Raw genomic sequence first — 22,231 nt, 5'->3', positions numbered from 1 at the left:
AGCAGTGAAAAGCCATTTCGAAAGCGGCACCGAAAGCACGCGCCCTTCAACGCGAGCCTAGTCCGGAAAGTCCGGCAGGCTCTGGAACGCGACCTTGAGCGCGTTCGACCAACCGTCCGAGATCGTCTTGTAATAGGGATCATCGGCGCCGATGCGCTTCTTCAGGCCCGCCTTCAGCGCATCCTTCTCATAGAACTGCAGATCGAGCGGCAGGCCGACCGACAGGTTCGATTTCAGCGTCGAATCGAAAGACACCATCAGAAGCTTCACTGTCTCGGCAAAGCTCATCTCACGGTCATAGGCGCGCACGATGATCGGCTTGCCATACTTGGTCTCGCCGATCTGGAAGAACGGCGTGTCGTCGGTCGATTCGATGAAATTGCCTTCGGGGTAGATCATGAACAGCCTGGGTTCGCTGCCCTTGATCTGGCCACCGAGGATGAAGGAGGCATTGAAGCTCGAGTCCGCCGTCTGGCCCGCAGGCGCCGAATGCGCAATGACCTCCTTGACCACGCTGCCCACCAGACAGGCGGTCTGATACATCGAGGGCGTCTCGAACAGCGTCGGCGCGCGCTCGGAAACTGCCTTCGTGCGCTCGTCAAGCAGGCTGACCACGGCCTGCGTGGTGGCGAGATTGCCCGCCGACATAAGCACGATCACGCGCTCGCCCGGCTTTTCCCACACCTTCATCTTGCGGAACGTCGAGATGCTGTCGATGCCGGCATTGGTGCGGGTGTCCGACATGAACACCAATCCGCGATCAATCTTGAGGCCGACGCAATAAGTCATCTGTTCCAGTCCAAAGGCGAGCTTTTCCCGGGGATTACTGCTCTACCGTGATGTGGACTGCAAGCCGTTCCTGCGCCTGACCGACGAGAATGCCCGAAATCGGCATCGCCTCGCGGTAGTCGCGGCCCACCGCCACGCGCACATAGCGCTGGTCCGGCGAAATGCCGTTGGCCGCATCGAAGCCGACCCAGCCGAGGCCGTTGACATAGGCCTCTGCCCAGGCATGTGTCGCCGCCTGCTCGACCCGGTCGTTCATCATCAAATAGCCGCTGACATAGCGCGCCGGAAAGCCGAACAGCCGGGCTGCGGCCGCAAATATGTGGGCATGGTCCTGGCAGACGCCGGTGCCCTTGTTCAGCGCTTGCTCGGCGGTCGTGCCTGTGTCGGTCGTACCGGGCACATAGGCGACGCGTTTGCGGATCTCGGCCATAAGCCGATGCAGCCGCTCGAGCTCGCCGCCCTCGCCCGGATCAGCAGCCAGCGCCTTGATCGCTGGCCCCGGCGCTGTCAGCGGCGTCTCGTGTTGGAACAGCCAAAGCGGCGCAAAGCCTCGGTGCGGACCTGAGACGCCTGATACCTCATTGGTCTCCACCTCACCCACGACCACGACACTGATCGTATGCGGATCCCCGTCGATGGACAAAAGCCGCGTGTCGTTGCCGAACTGGTCGAGGAAGCGCACCTCTTCGCGGGCACCTTCCACCTGCAGGGTCCAGGTCAGTATGGTCTGCGCCGGCCCACTAGCCGGCCAAAGCCTGATGCGCTGCAGGCCGTAGCGGATCGGCTGGTCGTAGTTGTATTCCGTGCGATGCGAAACCTTGAGCCGCATGGCCATACCCGCTCAATAGAAGCCGAAATCCTGGGCTACCTGGTCGCCCAGTCTGTTGTTGTCGCGGATGAAGTCAGCCAGGAACTCGTGCAGCCCGCCCTCGAACACATCCTTGATCTCGGTTCCGCGCAGCCGCGCATAGATTCGGTCGGCAAGATCGTTGCTTTCGTGCCTTGCGCTGTAGTCCTCGGAGAGGAATTTCAGGTGTTCGGCGATGAAGCGGTAGCTGAAGGTCAGTGAGCGCGGCATGCGCACATTGAGGATCAGGTACTCGGCGATGTTGGTCGGCTTGTATTCGGCTTCGTAGACCCAGCGATAGGAGCGGTGTGCCGCCACCGAGCGCAGGATCGATTCCCACTGATAGTTGTCGAGCGACGACCCCACCCACGAGATCGACGGCAGCAGCACGTAATATTTGACGTCGAGGATGCGCGCCGTGTTGTCGGCTCGTTCGACATAGGTTCCGAGCTGGGCGAAGTCGAAAATCTCGTTGCGCAGCATGGTGCCGTAGAACGAGCCGCGGATCAGCGCCGTCTCACGCTTGATGGCATCGAGGACGCTGGGCAGCTCGCGCTGGTCGATCGGGGTGGCCAGCATGCGCTTCAGCGACATCCAGGCCTCGTTGATACTCTCCCACGTCTCGCGCGTCAGCGCCGTGCGCACCATGCGGGCGTTGTTGCGGGCCGTCTCGATCGCCGCCACCGCGCTCGAAGGGTTGGACATGTCGCGCAGCAGGAAATCGGCGACATTTTCGGCCGTGTAGTCGCTGTGCTTGGCAGAAAACGAATCGGCCGCTCCCGCCGACAGCAGCACCGAGTTCCATTCCTCCGATGCATCCTGGCTGCGCGTCAGCGCCATACGCAGCCCGGCATCGATCAGCCGGGCCATGTTCTCAGTCCGCTCGATGTAGCGGTTCATCCAGTAGAGGCCGTTGGCGGTGCGTCCCAGAAGCATGAAGTCTCTGCGTCCCCCTAGTCGTCCAAAACCCAGGTGTCTTTGGTTCCACCGCCTTGAGATGAATTCACCACAAGCGAACCTTCCTTGAGCGCAACCCGTGTCAGGCCGCCCGGCACAATGCGGATGCGATCTGACACCAGCACGAACGGCCTGAGGTCAACGTGGCGTGGCGCCAGCCCCTTCTCGGTCATCACAGGGCATGTCGACAGCGACAGCGTCGGCTGGGCGATGTAGTTCGATGGCCGAGCTGCGAGCTTCTTTGAAAACTCCTCGCGCTCCTTCTTGGACGCGGCGGGCCCGACCAGCATGCCGTAGCCGCCCGAGCCATGCACCTCCTTTACCACCAGTTCGGCGAGGTGCTCCTGCACATATTTCAGGCTGTCCGGTTCAGAGCAGCGCCATGTCGGGATGTTGCCGAGGATCGGCTTGCGACCGGTGTAGAACTCGATGATCTCGGGCATGTAGGAATAGATCGCCTTGTCGTCGGCAATGCCGGTGCCCGGCGCGTTGGCGATGGTGATGTTGCCGGCGCGGTAGACGTCCATGATGCCGGGCACGCCGAGTGCTGAATCCGGCTTGAAGGTCAGCGGATCGAGATAGGCGTCGTCGACACGGCGATAGAGCACGTCGATCTGCTTGTAGCCTTCGGTCGTGCGCATCGCTACACGCCCGTCGATCACGCGCAAATCCTGCCCCTCGACAAGCTGCACACCCATCTGGTCGGCCAAAAACGCGTGTTCGAAGTAGGCCGAATTGAAACTTCCCGGCGTCAGCACCGCTATTGTCGGCGCGCCGCTCACCCCGTTCGGCCACACGGCCGACAGCGACTGCCTGAGCAGTTGCGGATAGTTCTCGACCGGCTGCACCTTGATGCGCTGGAACAGCTCGGGAAACAGCTGCAGCATCGTCTCGCGGTTCTCCAGCATGTAGGAGACCCCAGACGGGGTGCGCGCATTGTCCTCGAGCACATAGAACTCGTTTTCGGAAATGCGCACGATATCGACGCCGATGATATGGGTGTAGACGCCGGCGGGCGGCCTCACCCCGATCATCTCGGGCAGGAATGCCTCGTTGGTGGCGATCAGCTCGCGCGGCACGCGCCCGGCTCGAAGAATTTCCTGGCGGTGGTAAATGTCGTCGAGAAAGGCGTTGAGCGCCTGGACGCGCTGCTCAATGCCTTGCGTCAGCCTGCGCCATTCATTGCCCGAGATGATGCGCGGCACGATGTCGAACGGGATCAGTCGTTCGGAGGCCTCCTGCTCGCCATAGACGGCGAAGGTGATGCCGGTCTTGCGGAACACCCGTTCGGCATCATGCATCTTTTCGGTAAGTCGAGCGGGGTCCTGGTTTTTCAGCCAGCCGTCATACGCTTCGTAGGGCCGTCTCAACCCGGCATCGGCCGGGAGCATTTCGTCGAATGCAACCACAGATGAACTCCCCTCTGAGGTCAGTGAAATGACCTGAAGGGAGAAAATCAAGCGCAATCGCCCATTTGGCGCGCAGCCGGCTCAATTTCAGCGAAAATGCCCGCCGCTTCGGCAGCAAGCCGGCTTTTTGGGCGTATTGCTGCCCGTATCCGGCTCAGTAAGCCGGGCCCGCCTTTAGAGGCGCGCCCTAGAATGCCCGGAATGTGACCGTGGTGAACGTGTCCTTGATGTTGCCGATGGCATGGACTCGCTCGTTGACGAAATGGCCGACATCGGTTTCGTCGTCGACGTAGAACTTCGCCAAGAGATCGTAGTTGCCGGCAGTCGAATAAATCTCCGAGGCGATCTCGGCGTCGGCGAGCGCGCTCGCCACCTCATAGGCCTTGCCGAGTTCGCATTTGATCTGCACGAAAAAGGTCTTCATCGCACCGTCCCGTCCGGGCTTGTCGTTATCTGCGGCCTTGTCGCAGAACGCGCCCGCGCTTTCAAGCCGGCCCGGCCCTTCCGGCACAAACGCACAAGGCCTGAAACCGCTGGGGTCTCGGCTGCGTATGTTACAATGGAAACGGGGACGGTCCCATGCCGTCACCAGGGGAGACTTGCAGATGCACCGCGCAGCAGCCCTTCTCGTGAGCCTGGTCCTGACCTTTCCGGCCTTTGCCGGCGATGCCGACGTCAAGTCTGCACAGGACAGCATTTCGGCCCAGCTCCAGGCCTTTCGCGCCGGCGACAATGCAGCTGCCTATGGCTACGCCGCCCCCAATGTGAAGCGAATCTTTCCCACGCTCGACATCTTCATGGGCATGGTATCGGGCGGCTACAAACCCGTCTACCGCGCGCAAAGCTTTGCTTTCGGCGAGTCGAAAGAAATGAGCCCGACCTCGATCGTCCAGCAGGTCATGATTGTCGGTCCCGACGGCAAGGATTACGAGGCCGTATACACGCTCGAACTCCAGCCCGACGGCGTCTGGCGAATCACAGGCGTCAGCCTGCGCGCGTCTAACTCGCTCAGCACCTGACTTGGGCAATCCGAACCGAACAACCGAAATTGTGTACCGCTAGAGGCGCGCCTCGATCAGGAACGGCCCGCGGCGCTTGAGCGCCGCATCGAACAGTTTCATGAACTCTTCGCATGTCGTGGCGAGCGCCGCCTCCACGCCCATGCCGCGCGCCAGCGCAACCCAATCGAGCGCCGGTCCTTCGAGGTCCAGCATCCGTGTCGCGTTCCGGCCCACGTTTTTCACACCGACATTGCGCATCTCGGCATGCAGGATGGCGTAGGTCCGGTTCGAGAAGATGATCGTCGTCACGTCGAGATTCTCACGCGCCTGCGTCCACAGCCCCTGGACCGTGTACATGGCGCTGCCGTCGGCCTGCAGGTTGATCACCTTGCGGTCGGGACAGGCCACGGCTGCCCCTGTCGCCAGCGGAATGCCCTCGCCGATGGAACCACCAGTGGTCATGATGAAATCGTGCTGCGCCGAGAAGGCCGACAGCGGAAAGAAGCGGCGCCCCGATGTGACGGCTTCTTCCACAATGATCGCATTATCGGGCAGTTTCGCCGCAACGATCACCGCCACCGCATCGTCGGTCAGCGGCCCACTGGGCACGCCTTCGTCCATCGGCAGCGCCAGCGGCACGATCCCGCCCCGCTTCACCCCCAGTTCGTCGCGCAGCGCATCCAGCGCCGCCAGCAGATCGTCGCCATGCCGAGCAAGCTTCAGCACGCTGCAATCCGCGCGCACCAGTCGGCCCGGCTTGCCCGGATAGGCAAAGAAGGCGACAGGCTCCGGCGCACCGACCAGCACCAGCACGTCGATGTCGCGCAGGAAATCCAGCGCCATGTCGATCGGATATGGAATGCGCCCCGGCGCTGTCCGTCCGCGGCCGCGCTGTGTGTGGGCGACAAGCACCTCGTTGAACAGCTGGACATTGCAGTCGCTGGCGATCCGTCCGGCAAGCTCGAGCCCGTCGGCCAACACGGCAGATCCGCTCAACACCATGCCGACCCTACCGGGATTGGCGCGAATAGCCTTCGCGACTTCACGAATGGCATCGGGATCCGGCGGGCGCGGCGGGTCGAGAACCACTTTCGCGACCTGCCTCGCGCCTGTCGGCTCGCCCCAGGCCGCATCGGCCGGCAGGATCAGCGTCGCCACGCCGGCAGGCGAAAGCGAAGCGCGATAGGCCGCCTCCGCCGCTGGCCCGACGTCATCCGGGCCGCGCACCCGCCTTACCCAGTTCGACATCGGCCGCGCCAGGGCGTCGATGTCGCTGGTCAACGGCGCATCGAGCGGCAGATGGTAGGAGGCGTGGTCGCCGACGATGTTGATCATAGGCGTGCGGGCGCGCCTTGCGTTGTGCATGTTGGCAAGGCCATTGGCCAGCCCCGGCCCCGTATGCAAAAGCGTGGCCGCCGGCCTGCCCGTCATCCGGGCGTAGCCGTCGGCCGCACCGGTGACGACATTCTCGTGCAGCCCGAGGATGCAGCGCAACTGCGGCTTGCGGTCGAGTGCCGCCACGAAATGCATCTCCGACGTGCCGGGATTGGCAAAGCAGACATCGACACCGTTGAGCAGAAGCACGTCAGTCAGCACGTCGGCTCCATTCACGTGCGTCGTTCGCCCGGCTTCGCTCATCGTCTCATCCCCAATATTCGGCCCCATCTTCGCCAGATAGCGACACGGCACAAGCCGGCTCCGCTCACCTCATGTTGGTGCAGGCTTAATCTCGACCCGCCTGGTGATGCCGATCGCGTCGAGGAACGCCTGGTCGTGGCTTACCACCAGCAACGCCCCGTCATAAGCTCGCAATCCCGCCTCCACGGCCTCGACTGACTCGATATCCAGATGGTTGGTCGGCTCGTCGAGGATCAGCAATGGCGGCGGCGACTTGCCGCCGAGCACGCAGGCAAGCCCTGACCGCAGCATTTGCCCGCCGCTCAGACTGCCCACGATCTGCAGCGCCGCATCGGCACGGAACATGAAGCGAGCCAGCGCCGCCCGGCAGGCATTTTCGTCCGCCTTGGGGTTGATGCGCCGAAAGTTGTCACAGATCGAAGCCTTGGCATCGAGCAGCCCGACCTGCTGGTCGAGCATGGCATAACTGGTCAGCACGGAGACGCTGCCTGCCCACGGCTCGAGCTTTTCCGAGATCGCCCTGAGCAGCGTGGTCTTGCCCGATCCATTGCCGCCGCTGACGGCAACACGCTCCGGCCCGGTCAGATCAAGCGAGAAGTCGCTGATGACCGGTTTTCCCGGTTCGTAGCCTGCCGACAGCCCGCCGATCCGCAGCACGGCCTTGCTCGACGGCAGGCCCGTCGAAGGCAGCTTCAGCGAGATCTGCTGCAGCACCTCGATCCGCTCTCGGGCGGCCGCTGCATCCGCCTCCGCCTGGACACGCCGGCGCTCCGTCAGGCGGATGTTTTCACCCGAAGTGTTCTCGGCGCGGTTCTTTAGCCCGTTCATCAGGATGCGCGGCATGTCGCCCTTAGCGGCCTTGCGTTTGCCGGTGCCGTCCTTGCGCGCCTTGCGTTCCGCCGTCGCCTGGGCCTTCTGGGCAATCTCCGATACCCGCCTTTCGGCATCGACCAGATCGTGCTCAGCTGTGACCAGCTCTATCGCCTTGCATTCGCGATAATGGCTCCAGTTGCCGCCATAGCGTGTCGTCCCCAGCGACGTCAGCTCGACGATGGCGTCCATCGTGTCGAGCAACTCGCGGTCGTGGCTGACGACAATGGCGCCGCCGCGCCAGCCGGCCAGCAGGTCGATCACCGCCGCCCGCCCGTCGCGGTCGAGATTGTTGGTCGGCTCGTCGAGCAGGATGAAGTCGGGCTCGCCGAAGATCAGCGCCGCAAGCCCGGCGCGTGTGCGCTGCCCGCCTGAAAGTGCTGAAAGCCCGGTGTCGGGTTCGGCGCTCAGCCCGACGCGGGCCAGTGCCGCCCCAATGCGCGCCTCCAGCGTCCAGTCCGCATCGGCGAGTTCATCGACATCTGCAAGTCCGGCCTCGGCCCGGCGCAGCAGGTCCAGCCCTGTCGAAACGCCGAAGAGGTCGGCCACGGTTTCGCCAGCAGATACCTGCGCCGCCTGGCGCAGCAGTCCCAGCGTCCCGCTGACCGACACCTTGCCGGCCTGCGGTTGCAGGGAGCCAGATATCAGATGCAGCAACGTCGACTTGCCGACGCCGTTGCGTCCGACAAGCCCCGAGCGGCCGGCCTCGAAATTCAGCGATAGATCAGAAAGAAGTATCCGGCCGTCAGGCGTGGACCAGGAAATATTCGACAGAGAGATTGATGCAGGCATGGAATTCCCCAATGGCAAAGCGGTTCGGCGTTGCTGTCGGGTCAAAATCCATTGATGCACACATCCTGTTGAAATTGCTGATGGCCGCTAAATAGTCGAGCTGCCGCAAAGGTTCAAGCCACTGAATTCATTCCGGCCGGCCCGCCTCGAAGCTGATCGTGTCACAGCCCTTGGCCGGCGCCTGCCCGTAGCGATAGTCACCCGAGGCAACGACATCGACGAAACCCGCCTCGCGCAGAGCCATGGCGAACTCCTCGACGCCCCACCAGCGCAGGCTGAACAGCTCGAGCTCGGTGTCGACGAGCTTGATGTCCTTCCATAGCTCGTAGCGCAAATGCGTCACCGTCGTCTGCGCGACGTAGTCGGTCGAAACACGCGTGTCGGTCAGCGTCAGCAGGTCGCCTTTCCCCGTGTTCCAGCTACGCACCCGGCCGCCCTCACCCAGGAAGCCGCCGATGGCATCGAGGTCGATCATCAGCCTGCCACCGGGCACCAGATGATCGAAGAACCGCCGCAATGTAGCCTTCGCCGCAGCCACATCGGTGATCAGTTGGAACGAGCCCAGCGGCACGACGATCACCGCGAACCTGCGCTCGCAGCTGAAGTTCTCGAACGTCCCGCGGCTCAGCCGCGCCTCATCGAGCGAACGCTCCGCGCAAGCCGTGCGGCAATGGCCGAGCATTTCCTCCGACGGATCAAAGCCCCAGATATCCAGGCCGGCCTCCAGCATCGGCACGAAGAACCGGCCATTGCCGACGGCAGGCTCCAGCAGCGGGCCCGTGCATTCAGAAAGACGTTCGCGATAATATTCGATATCGCCGAAAGAGCGGCCGACAGGCTTGTCGAGATTGTAGACCCAGGAAGCAAGCGTTCCGTATCTGTTGTTCATCCACGATTGTCCCTGGCAATTTTCGCCGACCTTCACGAGGCCGAGCACAGCTGCGCCATAGGCTTGACTTGCTTGCCGCGTCCAGCCACGAAATCTTCAGAGCGGAGCTTTGCGCTTTGGCTGTGGCCTGGACACCACGTCTTGCGACATGAGAAATTACAGGCTCCGGCCGGATATCAGGCCTGTGCGAAAAACCCACTCAGCGCCTTCAGGTCGACATTGCCGCCGCTGAGCACGATGCCGACGCGCTTGCCTGCGCAGTCGATGACACCGTTGAGCGCTGCAGCCGCCCCCAGGCAGCCGGTCGGCTCGACGATCACCTTCATGCGTTCGGCAAAGAAGCGCATCGTCGACACAAGCTGCGCATCGCTGACGGTGACAATATCGTCGACCTTGGCCTGCAGGATCGGGAAATTGTTGTCGCCGACAAAAGTGGTCAGCGCCCCGTCGGCGATCGACTTGGGCGGCGCGATGCGCACCACCTCGCCCTTGCGCAACGATTGCTGGCCATCATTGCCTGCCTCCGGCTCGACGCCGATGACGCGGCAGCTTGGAGCCAGCGCCTTGGCACTCAGCGCGCAGCCGGCAAGCAGGCCACCACCGCCGAGCGGGGCGATGAGGATGTCGAGTTGCCCGACTTCGTCGATCAGTTCCAGTGCCGCCGTGCCCTGGCCAGCAATGATGTCTGGGTGATCGAAGGGTGGAATCATGGTCATACCGCGCGCCTCCGAGATGCCCCGCGCGATCGCCTCGCGATCGTCAGTGTAACGGTCGAAGAACACCACCTCCGCGCCATAGCCCCTGGTTGCTGCGACCTTGATCTCTGGTGCATCCTTGGGCATCACGATGACCGACGGCGCGCCGAGGAGCGTTGCTGCATATGCGAGCGCTTGCGCATGATTGCCGGAGGAATAGGCGACGACACCCTTTTGCCTGGCTTCTGATGACAGCGCCGAAACCGCATTGTAGGCGCCGCGAAACTTGAAGGCGCCAGCCCGTTGCAAATTCTCCGCCTTGAAGAACAGCTCGCCGCCAACCTTGGCATTGGCTGTACGCGAACTCAGCACCGGCGTCCGATGCGCGTGGCCGGCAATGCGCGAAGCCGCAACCTTGACGTCTTCGAAAGTCGGAACGCGCGGCGAGACGGTCATGAGATTCTCCTTGGATCGCGCAGCACCATAGTCGAGACCAACTGTTTCTATAAGCCCGCACCAGGCGTCACCGCTTGCGCCAGCGCTTGACTTTTCGTGCGCGCGTTCTCTTTATGTTCCAATTCATTTTCACCAGAGCGCCCCCATGGAAAGCGCAGCCACCATCCTGCATGCCGACCTCGACGCCTTCTATGCGTCGGTCGAGCAGCTGCTCGACCCGAGCTTGCTGGGCAAACCCGTTGCCGTCGGCGGTGGGGTGGTGCTCGCCGCGTCTTACGAGGCCAAGGCCTTCGGCGTCCGTGGCGGCATGCCGGGCCGCCGCGCCCGTGAACTGTGCCCCGGGCTGATCTTCGTCGGCGGCAATTTCAGGGAATACCAGCGGCTGGGAGACGCAGCGATTGCGGTGCTTGGCGATTTCACGCCTGTCGTCGAGCGCATCTCCATCGACGAAGCCTTCGCCGATGTCGCCGGCTGCACCCATCTCTTCGGTTCGCCAGAGGAGATTGCGCAAGAGATCCGACACAGGGTTCGCACCGAGCTCGGCCTGCCGATCTCGGTCGGCGTCGCCCGCACCAAACATCTCGCCAAGATCGCCTCGCAGGTCGCCAAACCCGACGGCCTTGTCCTGGTCGGTGAAGGCACCGAAATCGCCTTCCTGCACGGACTGCCCGTCGGCCTGATGTGGGGCGTCGGTCCGGCGACCGAAAAGCGCCTGGCTGATGCCGGCATCACCACCATCGGCCAGTTGGCCAATTCCAACCGGCAGGTGTTGGAACGCCTGCTCGGCCCTGCCGCGGGCGAAAAACTATCGGCACTTGCCTGGAACCGCGATCCGCGCCGTCTCCAGCCGCATCGCCGCGCCCATTCCGCCGGCGCCCAGTCGGCGCTCGGCATGAAGCTGGCACGACCCGAAATCTACATCCCCGCCCTGCGCCATCTCGCCGACCGCGTCGCCTCGCGCCTCCGCGCCAAGTCGCGCCCAGGGCGCACCGTTACCGCCCGCGTCCGCTTTGCGGATCTGCGTTCGGTGACGCGGTCGATCACCTTGGACGCACCGATTTCCGCCACCGCGATGATCTCCGAAATCGCGGAGGAACTGGTGCGCGGCGTACTTGCCCAATATCCCGGCGAACGCACCATCTCGCTCTTGGCAATCTCGGTCTCGCATCTGGAGGAACATTCGGGCCTGCAGCTCGAACTGCCGCTGGGCCTCGCCGACGACAAGCACCGGCCGGGCACGCAAAAGGGCCAGGCGCGCTGGGGCGCCGACCGCGCCATGGACGCCATCCGCGAACGTTTCGGCTGGGGAGCAGTCGGATACGCCTCGGTGGCACTCGGACGCGCAGGCTCGGTGCCCGATGCCTTCCGCGAACTCGCCGAAAAGGAGCTTTAGCTCAGCCTTTGCGCAGCGGTACATCGCCCCGCGCCCAGCCTTCGCTGATCTCGGCGGTCCGATCGGCAAAGCGCCCGGCCTCGATCGAGGCGCGGATTTCGCTCATCAGATGCTGGTAATAGGACAGGTTGTTCCAGGTCAGAAGCATCGCGCCCAACGACTCGCCCGACTTCACCAAGTGGTGCAGGTAGGCACGGCTATAGTCGCGCGCGGCCGGGCAATCGCTCTCTTCGTCCAGCGGACGCGGATCGTCGGCGTGGCGGGCGTTGCGCAAATTCACCTTGCCGCGACGGGTGTAGGCAAGGCCGTGACGCCCGGCACGGGTCGGCATCACGCAGTCGAACATGTCGATGCCGCGCGCCACCGATTTGATGATGTCGTCAGGGGTGCCGACGCCCATCAGATAGCGCGGCTTCTCGGCCGGCAGTTCCGGACAGGTGATGTCGAGCATGTCGAGCATCACCTCCTGCGGTTCGCCGACCGCCAAGCCGCCGACGGCATATCCCTTGAGGTCGAGCGCCTTCAGTGCCTGCGCCGAGCGCACGCGCATGTCGGGAATGTCGCCGCCCTGAACGATGCCGAACATCGCCTTGCCGGGCTGGTCGCCGAAAGCCGTCTTGCAGCGTTCGGCCCAGCGCAGCGACAGCTCCATGGCGCGCTGGATTTCCTTGGGCGTCGACGGCAATGCGGTGCATTCGTCGAGTTGCATCTGGATGTCGGAATCGAGCAGGCCCTGAATCTCGATCGAGCGCTCCGGCGACATCTCATAAGGCGCACCATCGATATGCGAGCGGAAGGTCACGCCCTTTTCGCTGATCTTGCGCAGCTTCGACAGCGACATCACCTGAAAACCGCCGGAATCGGTCAGGATCGGATGCGGCCAGAGTGCAAAATCATGCAGGCCGCCGAGTTTGGCCACGCGTTCCGCGCCGGGGCGCAGCATCAGATGATAGGTGTTGCCCAGGATGATATCGGCGCCAACGCCGCGCACCTGGTCCATATACATCGCTTTGACAGTGCCGCCGGTGCCCACAGGCATGAAAGCCGGAGTACGGATGGTGCCGCGCGGCATGGTGATTTCGCCACGCCGCGCCTTGCTGTCGGTCGCGAGCAGCTTGAAGGTGAACTCAGAACTCATCGGTCGTCCCTGAACAGCAGGCTGGAGTCGCCGTAGGAATAGAAGCGGTAGCCGTTCGAAATGGCATGTGCATAGACTTCGTGCATGCGCTCCAGCCCGGCAAAGGCCGAGACCAGCATGAACAGCGTCGAGCGCGGCAGATGGAAATTGGTCATCAGCGCATCGACGAATTTGAAGCGGTAACCGGGCGTGATGAAGATGTCTGTCGGGCCTGACCAGGCGGCCAGCGTGCCGTCGGCGCGCGCCGCACTCTCCATCAGGCGCAGCGAGGTGGTGCCGACGGCGACCACCTTGTTGCCCCGCGCCCGCGCCGCATTCAATGCGGCCGCGGTCTCGGCCGAGACATGGCCGATCTCGGCATGCATCTTGTGCTCGGCGGTATCGTCGGCCTTCACGGGCAAAAAGGTGCCGGCGCCGACATGCAGCGTCACGAACTGCTTTTCGATACCGAGTGCCTCGAGCGCCGCAAACAGCTCGGGTGTGAAATGCAGGCCGGCAGTGGGCGCTGCGACCGCGCCCTCTTCGCGGGCATAGACGGTCTGATAATCCTTGCGGTCGCGCTCGTCATCATCGCGCTTGGAGGCGATATAGGGCGGCAGCGGAATGTGGCCGACGGCATGCAGCGCCTCGTCCAGCGCTGGTCCGGCGAGATCGAAGGCCAGAAGCGCCTCGCCTCCCTCGCCTTTTTCGATCACGCTGGCGTCCAGCTGCCCGAGCATGCAAGCCTCGGCGTCGTGACCGAACTGGATGCGGTCGCCGACCGCCACCCGCTTGCCCGGCCGCATGAACGCCAACCAGCGGTCAGGCGCAGTGCGCATGTGCAGCGTCGCGTCGACATGGGCGACAGCCTCGCCGCGCACCCGACGGCCCTTGAGCTGAGCCGGGATGACGCGCGTGTCGTTGAGAACAAGCACGTCGCCGGGCTCGAGTAACGACGGCAGGTCGCGCACCGACAGATCAGCCAGCGCTTCGCCTGGGCGCACGCTGAGCAGCCGCGCCGTGTCGCGCGGTTCGGCAGGACGCAGCGCGATGCACTCTTCCGGCAGTTCGAAATCGAAAAGGTCTACACGCATCAGTAGATACGGATCATCAGTGCGCCTGCGAGCAGCAGCATGGCGCCGACGATGCGACCCATGGAAATCTCACGTACGGCAACACCCAGCAGGCCGGCCTTGTCGACCAGCATGCCGGCCAGCAACTGTCCCGCCACAAGGAAAGCCATCAGTGCTGCAGCACCGATACGCGGGGTCAGAAGCACCGAGCTCGTCACATAAACAGCGCCCAGCGCGCCACCGGCCACGAACAGCCAGGGCGCCGGTGCTTTCCAGTCAATGACCAGACCTTGCGTGCGGGTGGTGAGAACGGTGATCACGCCAAGCACGATCGCGCCGGACAAGAACGAAATCGCAGCCGCCGCGACGGGCACACCCAGCCCGCGCGCCAGCTGCGCATTGATTGGAGCCTGAATGGCAATGAAGGCGCCCGCCAGAACGCCGAGAAGCGACCAGAGAGCGCCAGCCATTTCTTACTCCGCGACGTCCGCTGCAACCTTCAGCGACACGATCTTGTCGGGATCCTGCACCGGCTCGCCGCGCTTGATCTTGTCGACATTTTCCATGCCTTCGATAACCTGGCCCCAGACCGTGTACTGGCGGTTCAGGAAGCCGGCATCCTCGAAGCAGATGAAGAACTGCGAGTTGGCCGAGTTCGGGTTCTGCGAACGTGCCATCGAGCAGGTGCCGCGGCTGTGGTTCATGTTGTTGAACTCGGCCTTCAGGTCCGGCTTGTCCGAGCCGCCCATGCCAGCGCGCGACGGGTTGAACGACGACTTGGTCGAGTTGCCGTACTGCACGTCGCCGGTCTGAGCCATGAAGCCCTCGATGACGCGGTGGAACACGACGCCGTCATAGGCGCCCTCGCGAGCCAGTTCCTTGATGCGGCCGACATGGCCGGGGGCGAGGTCTGGCAGCAGTTCGATGACCACCTTGCCCTTGGTGGTTTCCATGATCAGCGCGTTTTCGCGATCCTTGATCTCGGCCATTGTGAAAGTCCTTCCTTGCTTCAGGTTATTTCTTGTCCGCGGCGATGCGGACCTTGATCATGCTGTCTGGGTCGCTGACGACGCCGTTCTGCGCCGCGTCGCCCTTCTTGATGCCGTCGACCAGATCCATGCCGCTCTCGACATCGCCGACGATGGTGTACTGACCGTCGAGCGAGGGCGCTGCGTCGAACATGATGAAGAACTGCGAATTCGCAGAATTCGGGTCCTGCGACCGGGCCATGCCGACAACGCCGCGCTTGTAATGCTCCTGCGAAAACTCGGCCGGCAGGTCCGGCAGCTTCGAGCCGCCCATGCCGGCACGCGCCGGATTGTAGTTGTTGTTCTGGTTGCCGAACTCGACGTCGCCGGTCTGGGCCATGAAGCCGCCGATGACGCGGTGGAACACGACATTGTCATAGGCGCCTTCGCGCACCAGCGTCTTGATCTGCGCCACATGCTTGGGCGCGAGGTCGGGCCGCAGCGCAATCGTCACATCGCCGCTCTTCAGCGTGATGATCATGGTGTTTTCGGGATCGGCAGCGAAGGCCGCCACCGAACCGGCCAAAAGGCCTGCAAGAACAACGAATGACGAGGCAAGCTTCTTGAGCTGCATGATCGGAAACTCCGGGATTATTTCGCGAATTTTGCCGTGAGCGCGCCGGCGACCGCCGCCGGCACGAACGGGCGGATGTCGCCGCCCATAGAAGCTATCTGGCGCACAAGTGTGGCGGTAATCGTGCGGACCGAGGGGCTCGCCGGCAGGAACACCGTCTGCAGTTCGGGCGCCATGGTCTCGTTCATGCCGGCCATCTGCATCTCGTAATCGAGGTCGGTGCCGTCGCGCAGGCCGCGGATCATGATCGAGGCGCCCTGCTTGCGCGCCGCGTCGATCACCAGCCCGTCGAAAGCCACCACCTTGATGCGTCCGCCATCGGCACCAAACTCGGCCTTCGTCGCTTCCTCGATCAGCGCCACGCGCTCCTCGAAGGAAAACAGCGGCTTCTTGCCGGGATGGATGCCGATTGCGGCGTAGACGATGTCGGCCACGGCCAACGACGCCTTGAGGACGTCGAGATGGCCGTTGGTGAGGGGGTCGAAGGACCCGGCATAGATGGCGATGCGATCTGTCATGGGCTGCTTCTAGAACATCGGCGCCGAAGGTGGAAGCGCACTTTACCGCCAAGTTGGGCAACGCCGCCGTACGCTTGGTTTACAAAATGAATGCGGGATGAACGGCAATCTCAGGATCGGTTCAAGCGGACGTGAATAAATCATCTCTACGATAGATGAAACCAAATAGCGGTTCGTCCGTTGTTTCAAGCAGGAGAACAGCGCCATGATGATCTATATGCTCGCCGCGGCCATGACTCTGGCCATGCTTGTCGCCACCGCTTTCGCGCTCCACCAGGAGGCGCACCGCGTCCGCACCAAGGTGCAGACGGCCCACGTGCAGCTGCCGGGCTGGCGCAACCAGCGCCTTCCGCGCTGACCGATTTCTGCCCCTCCAGGCAAAAGCGGCGCCTCATAGGCGCCGCTCTTTTCTCTTCAACAAACCGGCTCAAACACTTGACCCAGCACTGTTAACGGCGCTGGATCAGCATATCAGCCTTCCTCGTTGACCGGATCTTCGCCGTTAGGCGCCTCGTCGCCCTCTTCCTCGCCCTGCGGCTCGGAGATGCGCTCGACCGAAACCACCTTCTCGCCTTCAGCGGTATTGAAGATGGTCACGCCCTTGGTGGCGCGGCTGGCGACGCGGATGCCGTCGACCGGCACGCGGATCACCTGGCCGCCATCCGACACCAGCATGATCTGGTCGTCGCCGCCGACAGGGAAGGTCGCGATCAGCTTGCCGATCTCGCCCACCTTCGAAACGTCGGTGGCGCGGATACCCTTGCCGCCGCGGTTGGTCAGGCGGAAGTCGTAGGACGACGAACGCTTGCCATAACCATATTCGCTGACAGTCAGGACCATCTGCTCATGCGCCTTGAGCTCTTCATAACGCTCAGCGGAGAGGTCAGTCGTCTCGCCCACATCCTCGTTCGTCAGCGCGATATCGTCCTCTTCGGCACCTGACATCTTGCGCTCGGCCACCGCCTGCTTGAGGTAGGCCGCACGTTCGGCCGGGCTTGCCTCGACATGCTCGATGATCGCCATCGAGATGACGCGGTCGCCGTCCGCCATGCTGATGCCGCGCACGCCGACCGAATTGCGGCTCTGGAACACACGCACGTCGTCGACGCGGAAGCGGATGCACTGGCCGGAATCGGCGGTCAGAAGCACGTCGTCATTGTCGGTGCAGGTCTCAACGCCGAGGATCTCGTCGCCTTCCTCCTCCAGTTTCATGGCGATCTTGCCGTTGCGGTTGACCTGAACGAAGTCGCTGAGCTTGTTGCGGCGCACGGTGCCGCGCGTGGTGGCGAACATCACGTCAAGCTCGGCCCAGCTGGCCTCGTCCTCCGGCAGCGGCATGATCGTGGTGATGCGTTCGCCCTGTTCGAGCGGCAGCAGGTTGATCAAGGCCTTGCCGCGCGACTGCGGATTGCCGATCGGCAGGCGCCAGACCTTTTCCTTGTAGACGATGCCGCGCGACGAGAAGAACAGCACCGGCGTGTGCGTGTTGACCACGAACAGCCGGGTGACGAAATCCTCGTCCTTGGTCGACATGCCCGAGCGGCCCTTGCCGCCGCGCCGCTGCGCCCGGTAGAGCGAAAGCGGCACGCGCTTGATGTAGCCGGAATGGCTGACCGTGACGACCATGTCCTCGCGCGGGATAAGGTCCTCGTCTTCCATGTCGGAGCCGGCATCGGTGATCTCGGTACGACGCGGCACGCCGAACTCGTCGCGCACGACGACCAGCTCGTCCTTGACGATCTGCTGGATGCGGGCCCGCGACGACAGAATGTCGAGATAGTCTGATATCTCGGCGCCAATCTTGTTGAGTTCGTCGGCGATTTCGTCGCGACCCAGTGCCGTCAGGCGCTGCAGGCGCAGTTCCAGGATGGCCCGGGCCTGGTCTTCCGACAGGTTGTAGGTGCCGTCATCGTTGATGCGATGGCGCGGATCGTCGATCAACCGGATCAGCGACTCGACGTCGGACGCCGGCCAGCGGCGCGTCATCAGCTGGTCGCGCGCCGTCTGCGGATCGGGCGCGGTGCGGATCAGCTTGATGACCTCGTCGATGTTGGCAACCGCAATGGCCAAGCCGACCAAGATATGCGCGCGGTCGCGCACCTTCTTGAGCAGGAATTTGGTGCGGCGGCTGATCACCTCTTCGCGGAAGGCGACAAACGCCTTCAGCATGTCGAGCAGCGTCAGCACCTCCGGCTTGCCGCCATTGAGCGCCACCATGTTGGCGCCGAACGACGTCTGCAGCGGTGTGAAACGATAGAGCTGGTTGAGGATCACCTCGGCATTGGCATCGCGCTTGAGCTCGATGACGACGCGATAACCCTGACGGTCGGACTCGTCGCGGATGTCGGAAATGCCCTCGATGCGCTTGTCGCGCACCAGTTCGGCCATCTTCTCGATCATCGAGGCCTTGTTCACCTGATAGGGAACTTCGGTGATGATGATCGCTTCGCGGTCGCCGCGGCTCTGTTCGATATTGACCTTGCCGCGCATGACGACAGAGCCACGCCCGGTCGAATAGGCATTGTAGATGCCCGAGCGGCCAAGGATCAGGCCACCGGTCGGGAAATCCGGACCGGGGATGATCTCCATCAGGTCGGGCAGGTCGATACCAGGGTTCTCCATGACGGCGATGGCGCCGTTGCAGACCTCGACCAGATTGTGCGGCGGGATGTTGGTCGCCATGCCGACGGCGATGCCGCCGGCACCATTGACCAGCAGCGCCGGGAAGCGTGCCGGCAGCACGCGCGGTTCCTGCCCCGAAGCGTCGTAGGTGTCCTGGAAATCGACCGTATCCTTGTCGATGTCCTCGAGCAGTTCGTGGGCGACCTTGGTCAGGCGCGCTTCGGTGTAGCGCATCGCTGCAGGCGGATCGCCGTCGATCGAGCCGAAATTGCCCTGCCCGTCGATGAGCGTGACGCTCATCGACCAGTCCTGGGCCATGCGCACCAACGCATCATAGATCGAGGCGTCGCCGTGCGGATGGTATTTACCCATCACGTCGGCAACGGGGCGCGCCGACTTCACATATTTGCGGTTCCAGTGGTAACCGCTCTCATGCGAAGCGTAGAGGATGCGCCGATGCACCGGCTTCATGCCGTCGCGCACGTCGGGCAGCGCACGGCTCACGATCACGCTCATGGCGTAATCGAGGTAGGAGCGCTGCATCTCCTCGATGATGGAAATTGGCTCGATGCCGGAGGGACCGTCAGGTCCACGCGGTGATTTCTGGTCGGTCAACTTTGATCACGCATGTTGGGAATCATTTACCCCTTATATAGGATCGCGCCCGTGAAGACCAACTTCGGCGGCGCTTTTCCAACGCTGATTTTCCACGTCATTTCAAATGGATAGCTTAGGCTTCCAACATTGCGGCGACATGTCCGTCATATTCTCGCCGCCATTGTGCCCGGTTGCCACGAAATGCCGTTGGGGAAGCTGGCGAAACCGGCAAAAATGGCCGCTGCATGACCGATTTTGCCACTGGCGCGGCAACTGCGGCCGGGTTAGCCTGCGTGCGACGGGGAGGTGCCGAATGACGCTTTTCGACACTGTTTTCAATGCCTTCGTGACAATCCTCGTGACCATCGACCCCCCGGGTCTGGCGCCGCTCTTCCTGGCGGTGACACGCGGCATGAACCGCGAGCAGCGCGTTCAGGTGTCAATCCGCGCCAGCGTCATTGCCTTCGCCGTGCTCGCCCTGTTCGCCATTGCCGGCGCCGCCATCCTCAAGGTTTTCGGCATCACCCTGCCCGCCTTCCGCGTCGCGGGCGGCTTCCTGCTGTTCTTCATCGCCTTCGAAATGGTCTTCGAAAAGCGGCAGGACCGAAAGGAGAAGATTTCGGATGTCGCCATCACCCGCGACCACATCCACAACATCGCCGCCTTCCCGCTCGCCATCCCGCTGATCGCCGGTCCGGGCGCGATTTCGGCCACCGTGCTGCTGTCAGGCTCCTTCAGCGGCTGGACCGGCCAGCTGGCGCTGGTCCTCATCATCCTCGCCTGCCTGGCTCTGACCTATCTGGTCTTCATCCTTGCGGAGCGCATCGACCGCTTCCTCGGCCAGACCGGCCGCTCGATCCTGACGCGACTGCTCGGCGTCATCCTCGCAGCCCTTGCCGTCCAGTTCGTCGCCGACGGCATCAAGGAACTGGTGGCGATGTAGACCCTGGCTGCGCGACGGGCCGCGATGCCCTGCGCCGTTTTCTTGAGCAGCAGGTTAGCCCAGGTCAGACCGCGACCGCAGCGCGTTTCAGCGCGGCGATGTCAGGCTTCACCCCTCGCCTTTTGCCATTTGCGCAGGCGGCCACGTGCATTGGCATAGGGCGACGAGGCGTTGAACTGGATCATCCGACCCATCGTGTATTTTTCATACCAGGGTGCGCCATAAAGCTCGGCATCCGGATATTCTTCGACCAGCGCCACGATCCGCATCTTCGCATCCGCCAGGCGCTCAAGCAGGGCCGGCCAAGTCAGTCCCGCATGGTCTGCATAGAATTTCCCGGCAAGCCTGCCGAGTTCGTTCCACTTGAAGCCTGTGTCGGGGAAATCGACAGCGAGGCCGGCGCGGCGGCGTTCATGCCATTTCAGCACCAACTCGTTCCAGCCGATCAGATAGGCGACGAGGTCGCGCACGCTCATGATGGTGCCCTTCGCATGACCTTCCAGCGAAACCTCGCCGGCCAGCGCTTCCGGCACCGTTGCCAGGTCGCGCCACAACTTGCCGAGGCTGCTGTCGATCGCCTCAAGCAACTCGGCCTTGTTATCTGGAACACTCATCTTTCAACTTTGCCTGCCCGCGCGATTCGAAGTTGCCGTCCAAGACATACCACCTGCTGCATCGCCCTTGGCCGACCGCAAGCTTTAGCACTTGCGCGCTGGCGCAGACTGATGGTCCGCGAAGTGTACCGGCGGCTGGAGCGCCGCCAGCTGACGAGCCGTGGCCATTCGAAGCGTTCGAAGCCGAGAAGCATGCTATCCGAAAATCGATTCCGATTTGCGGATCTATGGGCTAGGTCATCGGCTCAAAGGATCCGCTGCCATGAAACACCCAGAAGCTCCCGACCACGATGCCTGGTGCACCTGGCATCCCCGAGAGCTGGCGGCGCGGCTGACCGGGGTCGACAGGCCCTGGTGCGTGGTCGGCGGCTGGGCCCTCGACCTCTGGCACGGACACCAGACCCGCGATCACGAGGATCTCGAATTCACCGTCCTGCGCGAGGACTTGCCGATCTTTCGCAGCGCGCTGAAGGGCGTCGTCTTTTTCACCGCTGGCGGCGGCATTGTCGAATACCTGCCCGAAGGCAGCACCATCCCGGCGTCGATTTCGCAGGTGTGGTGCCTGGACGTTGCCGATAACTGCTGGCGCGTCGACATGATGGTCGAACCGGGCACGCCGGAAAGCTGGGTCTGCAAGCGCAACCAGTCGATTGTCCGCCCCCGCGCCGAGATGGTCGGCGTCACCGACACCGGCATCCCCTATCTCAAGGCTGCGGCGATCCTCTTGCTCAAGGCCAAGCACCAGCGTGACAAGGATGAGTTCGACTTCCGTACCGCCTTGCCAAAACTGGAGAAGGCCGAACGCGACTGGCTGGGAGCCAGCCTCGGGGCAACGCACCCCGGTCATGACTGGATAAAGCTGCTCTAGACAGGCACCGGCCGGGTCTGATCAAGCTGCGCCCGAAACGCCACGGCCCGGCCGCGATCCATCCGGCAATCGCTCAGTTCGAGGTGTCGATGACCTCGAAATCATGGGTGATTTCGGCCGTCTTGGCCATCATCGCCGAAGCCGAGCAGTACTTCTCGACCGACAGCTCGATGGCGCGCTTGACCTTGTCGGACGACAGCTTCTTGCCCTTGACGATGTAGTGCATGTGGATCTTGGTGAAGACCTTGGGCTCGGTCTCGGCGCGGTCGGCATCCATTTCCACCACCACGTCCTCGACCGCCTCGCGGCCTTTTTCAAGGATATGGACGACGTCATAGGCCGAGCAGCCGCCAGTGCCGAGCAGCACCAGTTCCATCGGGCTCGGGCCCGGCGTCCGGCCTTCCGTGCCATGCGAGGTGCCGAGAACCAGCTTATGTCCGCTGCCGGACTCGCCGACGAAGGTGCGATCCTCGACCCATTTCACACGTGCTTTCACGAAGACGTCCTTCCCAATCAAAAAATGCCAGCAGGCAACAACCAC

The 22,231-nt window shown here is 63.1% G+C and carries 23 protein-coding genes; 5 read left to right on the top strand and 18 right to left on the bottom strand.

Annotation, left to right across the window (positions count from 1 at the left end):
- Window positions 1-57: 57 nt before the first annotated feature.
- The 5 genes from NDO48_RS13555 to NDO48_RS13535 form a co-directional block, all read right to left on the bottom strand.
- Window positions 58-789 (bottom strand): proteasome-type protease, encoded by a 732-nt coding sequence (locus tag NDO48_RS13555; RefSeq protein WP_018427989.1) that lies wholly within the window; start codon window positions 787-789, stop codon window positions 58-60.
- Window positions 790-823: 34 nt separating this feature from the next.
- Complete coding sequence (locus NDO48_RS13550) at window positions 824-1,618, bottom strand: transglutaminase family protein (RefSeq protein ID WP_267321647.1); 795 nt, start codon at window positions 1,616-1,618, stop codon at window positions 824-826.
- A 12-nt stretch (window positions 1,619-1,630) separates the two neighbouring features.
- Window positions 1,631-2,572: an alpha-E domain-containing protein gene (locus NDO48_RS13545; RefSeq protein WP_267321646.1), complete on the bottom strand. Its 942-nt coding sequence runs from the start codon at window positions 2,570-2,572 to the stop codon at window positions 1,631-1,633.
- A 17-nt stretch (window positions 2,573-2,589) separates the two neighbouring features.
- Window positions 2,590-4,002 carry a circularly permuted type 2 ATP-grasp protein gene (locus tag NDO48_RS13540; protein WP_267321645.1) on the bottom strand — a complete coding sequence of 471 codons (1,413 nt, stop codon included), beginning with the start codon at window positions 4,000-4,002 and terminating at the stop codon, window positions 2,590-2,592.
- Window positions 4,003-4,189: 187 nt separating this feature from the next.
- The gene (locus NDO48_RS13535) at window positions 4,190-4,426 is read right to left on the bottom strand and encodes an Lrp/AsnC family transcriptional regulator (RefSeq protein WP_026227201.1); all 237 of its coding nucleotides are present in this window, start codon (window positions 4,424-4,426) and stop codon (window positions 4,190-4,192) included.
- A 181-nt stretch (window positions 4,427-4,607) separates the two neighbouring features.
- Here NDO48_RS13535 and NDO48_RS13530 point away from each other — a divergent pair, with 181 nt between their 5' ends.
- Window positions 4,608-5,021 carry a DUF4864 domain-containing protein gene (locus NDO48_RS13530; RefSeq protein WP_267321644.1) on the top strand — a complete coding sequence of 138 codons (414 nt, stop codon included), beginning with the start codon at window positions 4,608-4,610 and terminating at the stop codon, window positions 5,019-5,021.
- Between the two features lie 39 nt (window positions 5,022-5,060).
- Here NDO48_RS13530 and NDO48_RS13525 read toward each other — a convergent pair whose 3' ends face one another.
- The 4 genes from NDO48_RS13525 to NDO48_RS13510 all read right to left on the bottom strand — a co-directional run bounded on the left by NDO48_RS13525 (window position 5,061) and on the right by NDO48_RS13510 (window position 10,343).
- The gene (locus tag NDO48_RS13525; RefSeq protein WP_267321672.1) at window positions 5,061-6,614 is read right to left on the bottom strand and encodes an acetolactate synthase large subunit; all 1,554 of its coding nucleotides are present in this window, start codon (window positions 6,612-6,614) and stop codon (window positions 5,061-5,063) included.
- A gap of 96 nt (window positions 6,615-6,710) precedes the next feature.
- Window positions 6,711-8,303 (bottom strand): ABC-F family ATP-binding cassette domain-containing protein, encoded by a 1,593-nt coding sequence (locus NDO48_RS13520; protein WP_267321643.1) that lies wholly within the window; start codon window positions 8,301-8,303, stop codon window positions 6,711-6,713.
- A gap of 127 nt (window positions 8,304-8,430) precedes the next feature.
- Complete coding sequence (locus NDO48_RS13515) at window positions 8,431-9,192, bottom strand: class I SAM-dependent methyltransferase (protein ID WP_018427997.1); 762 nt, start codon at window positions 9,190-9,192, stop codon at window positions 8,431-8,433.
- A gap of 176 nt (window positions 9,193-9,368) precedes the next feature.
- On the bottom strand, window positions 9,369-10,343 hold the full coding sequence (locus tag NDO48_RS13510; RefSeq protein ID WP_267321642.1) for a threo-3-hydroxy-L-aspartate ammonia-lyase: 975 nt from the start codon (window positions 10,341-10,343) through the stop codon (window positions 9,369-9,371).
- Window positions 10,344-10,488: 145 nt separating this feature from the next.
- On the opposite strand from NDO48_RS13510, the gene dinB reads away from it, so the two are divergent.
- Window positions 10,489-11,736: a DNA polymerase IV gene (gene dinB, locus NDO48_RS13505; protein WP_267321641.1), complete on the top strand. Its 1,248-nt coding sequence runs from the start codon at window positions 10,489-10,491 to the stop codon at window positions 11,734-11,736.
- A gap of 1 nt (window position 11,737) precedes the next feature.
- Here dinB and tgt read toward each other — a convergent pair whose 3' ends face one another.
- The 6 genes from tgt to coaD are packed head-to-tail and all read right to left on the bottom strand — an operon-like array spanning window position 11,738 to window position 16,046.
- On the bottom strand, window positions 11,738-12,874 hold the full coding sequence (gene tgt / locus NDO48_RS13500; protein ID WP_267321640.1) for a tRNA guanosine(34) transglycosylase Tgt: 1,137 nt from the start codon (window positions 12,872-12,874) through the stop codon (window positions 11,738-11,740).
- Complete coding sequence (gene queA, locus NDO48_RS13495) at window positions 12,871-13,947, bottom strand: tRNA preQ1(34) S-adenosylmethionine ribosyltransferase-isomerase QueA (RefSeq protein ID WP_267321639.1); 1,077 nt, start codon at window positions 13,945-13,947, stop codon at window positions 12,871-12,873. The genes tgt and queA overlap by 4 nt, the downstream gene beginning before the upstream one ends.
- On the bottom strand, window positions 13,947-14,396 hold the full coding sequence (locus NDO48_RS13490) for a DMT family transporter (RefSeq protein WP_018428002.1): 450 nt from the start codon (window positions 14,394-14,396) through the stop codon (window positions 13,947-13,949). The genes queA and NDO48_RS13490 overlap by 1 nt, the downstream gene beginning before the upstream one ends.
- Before the next feature lie 3 nt (window positions 14,397-14,399).
- Window positions 14,400-14,915, bottom strand: a complete 516-nt coding sequence (locus tag NDO48_RS13485) for a peptidylprolyl isomerase (RefSeq protein WP_018428003.1) — start codon at window positions 14,913-14,915, stop codon at window positions 14,400-14,402.
- Between the two features lie 25 nt (window positions 14,916-14,940).
- The gene (locus tag NDO48_RS13480) at window positions 14,941-15,528 is read right to left on the bottom strand and encodes a peptidylprolyl isomerase (protein WP_018428004.1); all 588 of its coding nucleotides are present in this window, start codon (window positions 15,526-15,528) and stop codon (window positions 14,941-14,943) included.
- A 17-nt stretch (window positions 15,529-15,545) separates the two neighbouring features.
- On the bottom strand, window positions 15,546-16,046 hold the full coding sequence (gene coaD, locus NDO48_RS13475) for a pantetheine-phosphate adenylyltransferase (RefSeq protein ID WP_018428005.1): 501 nt from the start codon (window positions 16,044-16,046) through the stop codon (window positions 15,546-15,548).
- Window positions 16,047-16,251: 205 nt separating this feature from the next.
- On the opposite strand from coaD, the gene NDO48_RS13470 reads away from it, so the two are divergent.
- Window positions 16,252-16,404: a hypothetical protein gene (locus NDO48_RS13470; RefSeq protein ID WP_267321638.1), complete on the top strand. Its 153-nt coding sequence runs from the start codon at window positions 16,252-16,254 to the stop codon at window positions 16,402-16,404.
- A gap of 113 nt (window positions 16,405-16,517) precedes the next feature.
- On the opposite strand, the gene gyrA is transcribed toward NDO48_RS13470, so the two are convergent.
- Complete coding sequence (gene gyrA, locus NDO48_RS13465) at window positions 16,518-19,283, bottom strand: DNA gyrase subunit A (RefSeq protein ID WP_267321637.1); 2,766 nt, start codon at window positions 19,281-19,283, stop codon at window positions 16,518-16,520.
- Between the two features lie 295 nt (window positions 19,284-19,578).
- Between gyrA and NDO48_RS13460 the strand changes: the two genes are divergently transcribed.
- Window positions 19,579-20,208 carry a MarC family protein gene (locus tag NDO48_RS13460; RefSeq protein WP_018428008.1) on the top strand — a complete coding sequence of 210 codons (630 nt, stop codon included), beginning with the start codon at window positions 19,579-19,581 and terminating at the stop codon, window positions 20,206-20,208.
- Window positions 20,209-20,309: 101 nt separating this feature from the next.
- Here the strand turns inward: NDO48_RS13460 and NDO48_RS13455 are convergent, their stop codons facing one another.
- Window positions 20,310-20,822, bottom strand: coding sequence for a ClbS/DfsB family four-helix bundle protein (locus NDO48_RS13455; protein WP_267321636.1), 513 nt, complete (start codon window positions 20,820-20,822; stop codon window positions 20,310-20,312).
- Between the two features lie 262 nt (window positions 20,823-21,084).
- Between NDO48_RS13455 and NDO48_RS13450 the strand changes: the two genes are divergently transcribed.
- Window positions 21,085-21,690 carry a nucleotidyltransferase domain-containing protein gene (locus NDO48_RS13450; RefSeq protein WP_267321635.1) on the top strand — a complete coding sequence of 202 codons (606 nt, stop codon included), beginning with the start codon at window positions 21,085-21,087 and terminating at the stop codon, window positions 21,688-21,690.
- A gap of 73 nt (window positions 21,691-21,763) precedes the next feature.
- On the opposite strand, the gene NDO48_RS13445 is transcribed toward NDO48_RS13450, so the two are convergent.
- Window positions 21,764-22,186: an OsmC family protein gene (locus tag NDO48_RS13445; RefSeq protein WP_267321634.1), complete on the bottom strand. Its 423-nt coding sequence runs from the start codon at window positions 22,184-22,186 to the stop codon at window positions 21,764-21,766.
- Window positions 22,187-22,231 lie beyond the last annotated feature (45 nt).

It is taken from the genome of Aminobacter sp. MET-1 (assembly GCF_026521175.1).
Taxonomy (GTDB): Bacteria; Pseudomonadota; Alphaproteobacteria; order Rhizobiales; family Rhizobiaceae; genus Aminobacter.
This window is presented reverse-complemented; position numbering and strand designations above follow the sequence as displayed.

Coding starts and splice junctions, on each gene's coding strand:
- NDO48_RS13555 (WP_018427989.1), bottom strand. CDS start 789: ATGACTTATTGCGTCGGCCTCAAGATTGATCGCGGATTGGTGTTCATG.
- NDO48_RS13550 (WP_267321647.1), bottom strand. CDS start 1,618: ATGCGGCTCAAGGTTTCGCATCGCACGGAATACAACTACGACCAGCCG.
- NDO48_RS13545 (WP_267321646.1), bottom strand. CDS start 2,572: ATGCTTCTGGGACGCACCGCCAACGGCCTCTACTGGATGAACCGCTAC.
- NDO48_RS13535 (WP_026227201.1), bottom strand. CDS start 4,426: ATGAAGACCTTTTTCGTGCAGATCAAATGCGAACTCGGCAAGGCCTAT.
- NDO48_RS13530 (WP_267321644.1), top strand. CDS start 4,608: ATGCACCGCGCAGCAGCCCTTCTCGTGAGCCTGGTCCTGACCTTTCCG.
- NDO48_RS13520 (WP_267321643.1), bottom strand. CDS start 8,303: ATGCCTGCATCAATCTCTCTGTCGAATATTTCCTGGTCCACGCCTGAC.
- NDO48_RS13515 (WP_018427997.1), bottom strand. CDS start 9,192: ATGAACAACAGATACGGAACGCTTGCTTCCTGGGTCTACAATCTCGAC.
- NDO48_RS13510 (WP_267321642.1), bottom strand. CDS start 10,343: ATGACCGTCTCGCCGCGCGTTCCGACTTTCGAAGACGTCAAGGTTGCG.
- dinB (WP_267321641.1), top strand. CDS start 10,489: ATGGAAAGCGCAGCCACCATCCTGCATGCCGACCTCGACGCCTTCTAT.
- tgt (WP_267321640.1), bottom strand. CDS start 12,874: ATGAGTTCTGAGTTCACCTTCAAGCTGCTCGCGACCGACAGCAAGGCG.
- queA (WP_267321639.1), bottom strand. CDS start 13,947: ATGCGTGTAGACCTTTTCGATTTCGAACTGCCGGAAGAGTGCATCGCG.
- NDO48_RS13490 (WP_018428002.1), bottom strand. CDS start 14,396: ATGGCTGGCGCTCTCTGGTCGCTTCTCGGCGTTCTGGCGGGCGCCTTC.
- NDO48_RS13485 (WP_018428003.1), bottom strand. CDS start 14,915: ATGGCCGAGATCAAGGATCGCGAAAACGCGCTGATCATGGAAACCACC.
- NDO48_RS13480 (WP_018428004.1), bottom strand. CDS start 15,528: ATGCAGCTCAAGAAGCTTGCCTCGTCATTCGTTGTTCTTGCAGGCCTT.
- coaD (WP_018428005.1), bottom strand. CDS start 16,046: ATGACAGATCGCATCGCCATCTATGCCGGGTCCTTCGACCCCCTCACC.
- NDO48_RS13470 (WP_267321638.1), top strand. CDS start 16,252: ATGATGATCTATATGCTCGCCGCGGCCATGACTCTGGCCATGCTTGTC.
- NDO48_RS13460 (WP_018428008.1), top strand. CDS start 19,579: ATGACGCTTTTCGACACTGTTTTCAATGCCTTCGTGACAATCCTCGTG.
- NDO48_RS13455 (WP_267321636.1), bottom strand. CDS start 20,822: ATGAGTGTTCCAGATAACAAGGCCGAGTTGCTTGAGGCGATCGACAGC.
- NDO48_RS13450 (WP_267321635.1), top strand. CDS start 21,085: ATGAAACACCCAGAAGCTCCCGACCACGATGCCTGGTGCACCTGGCAT.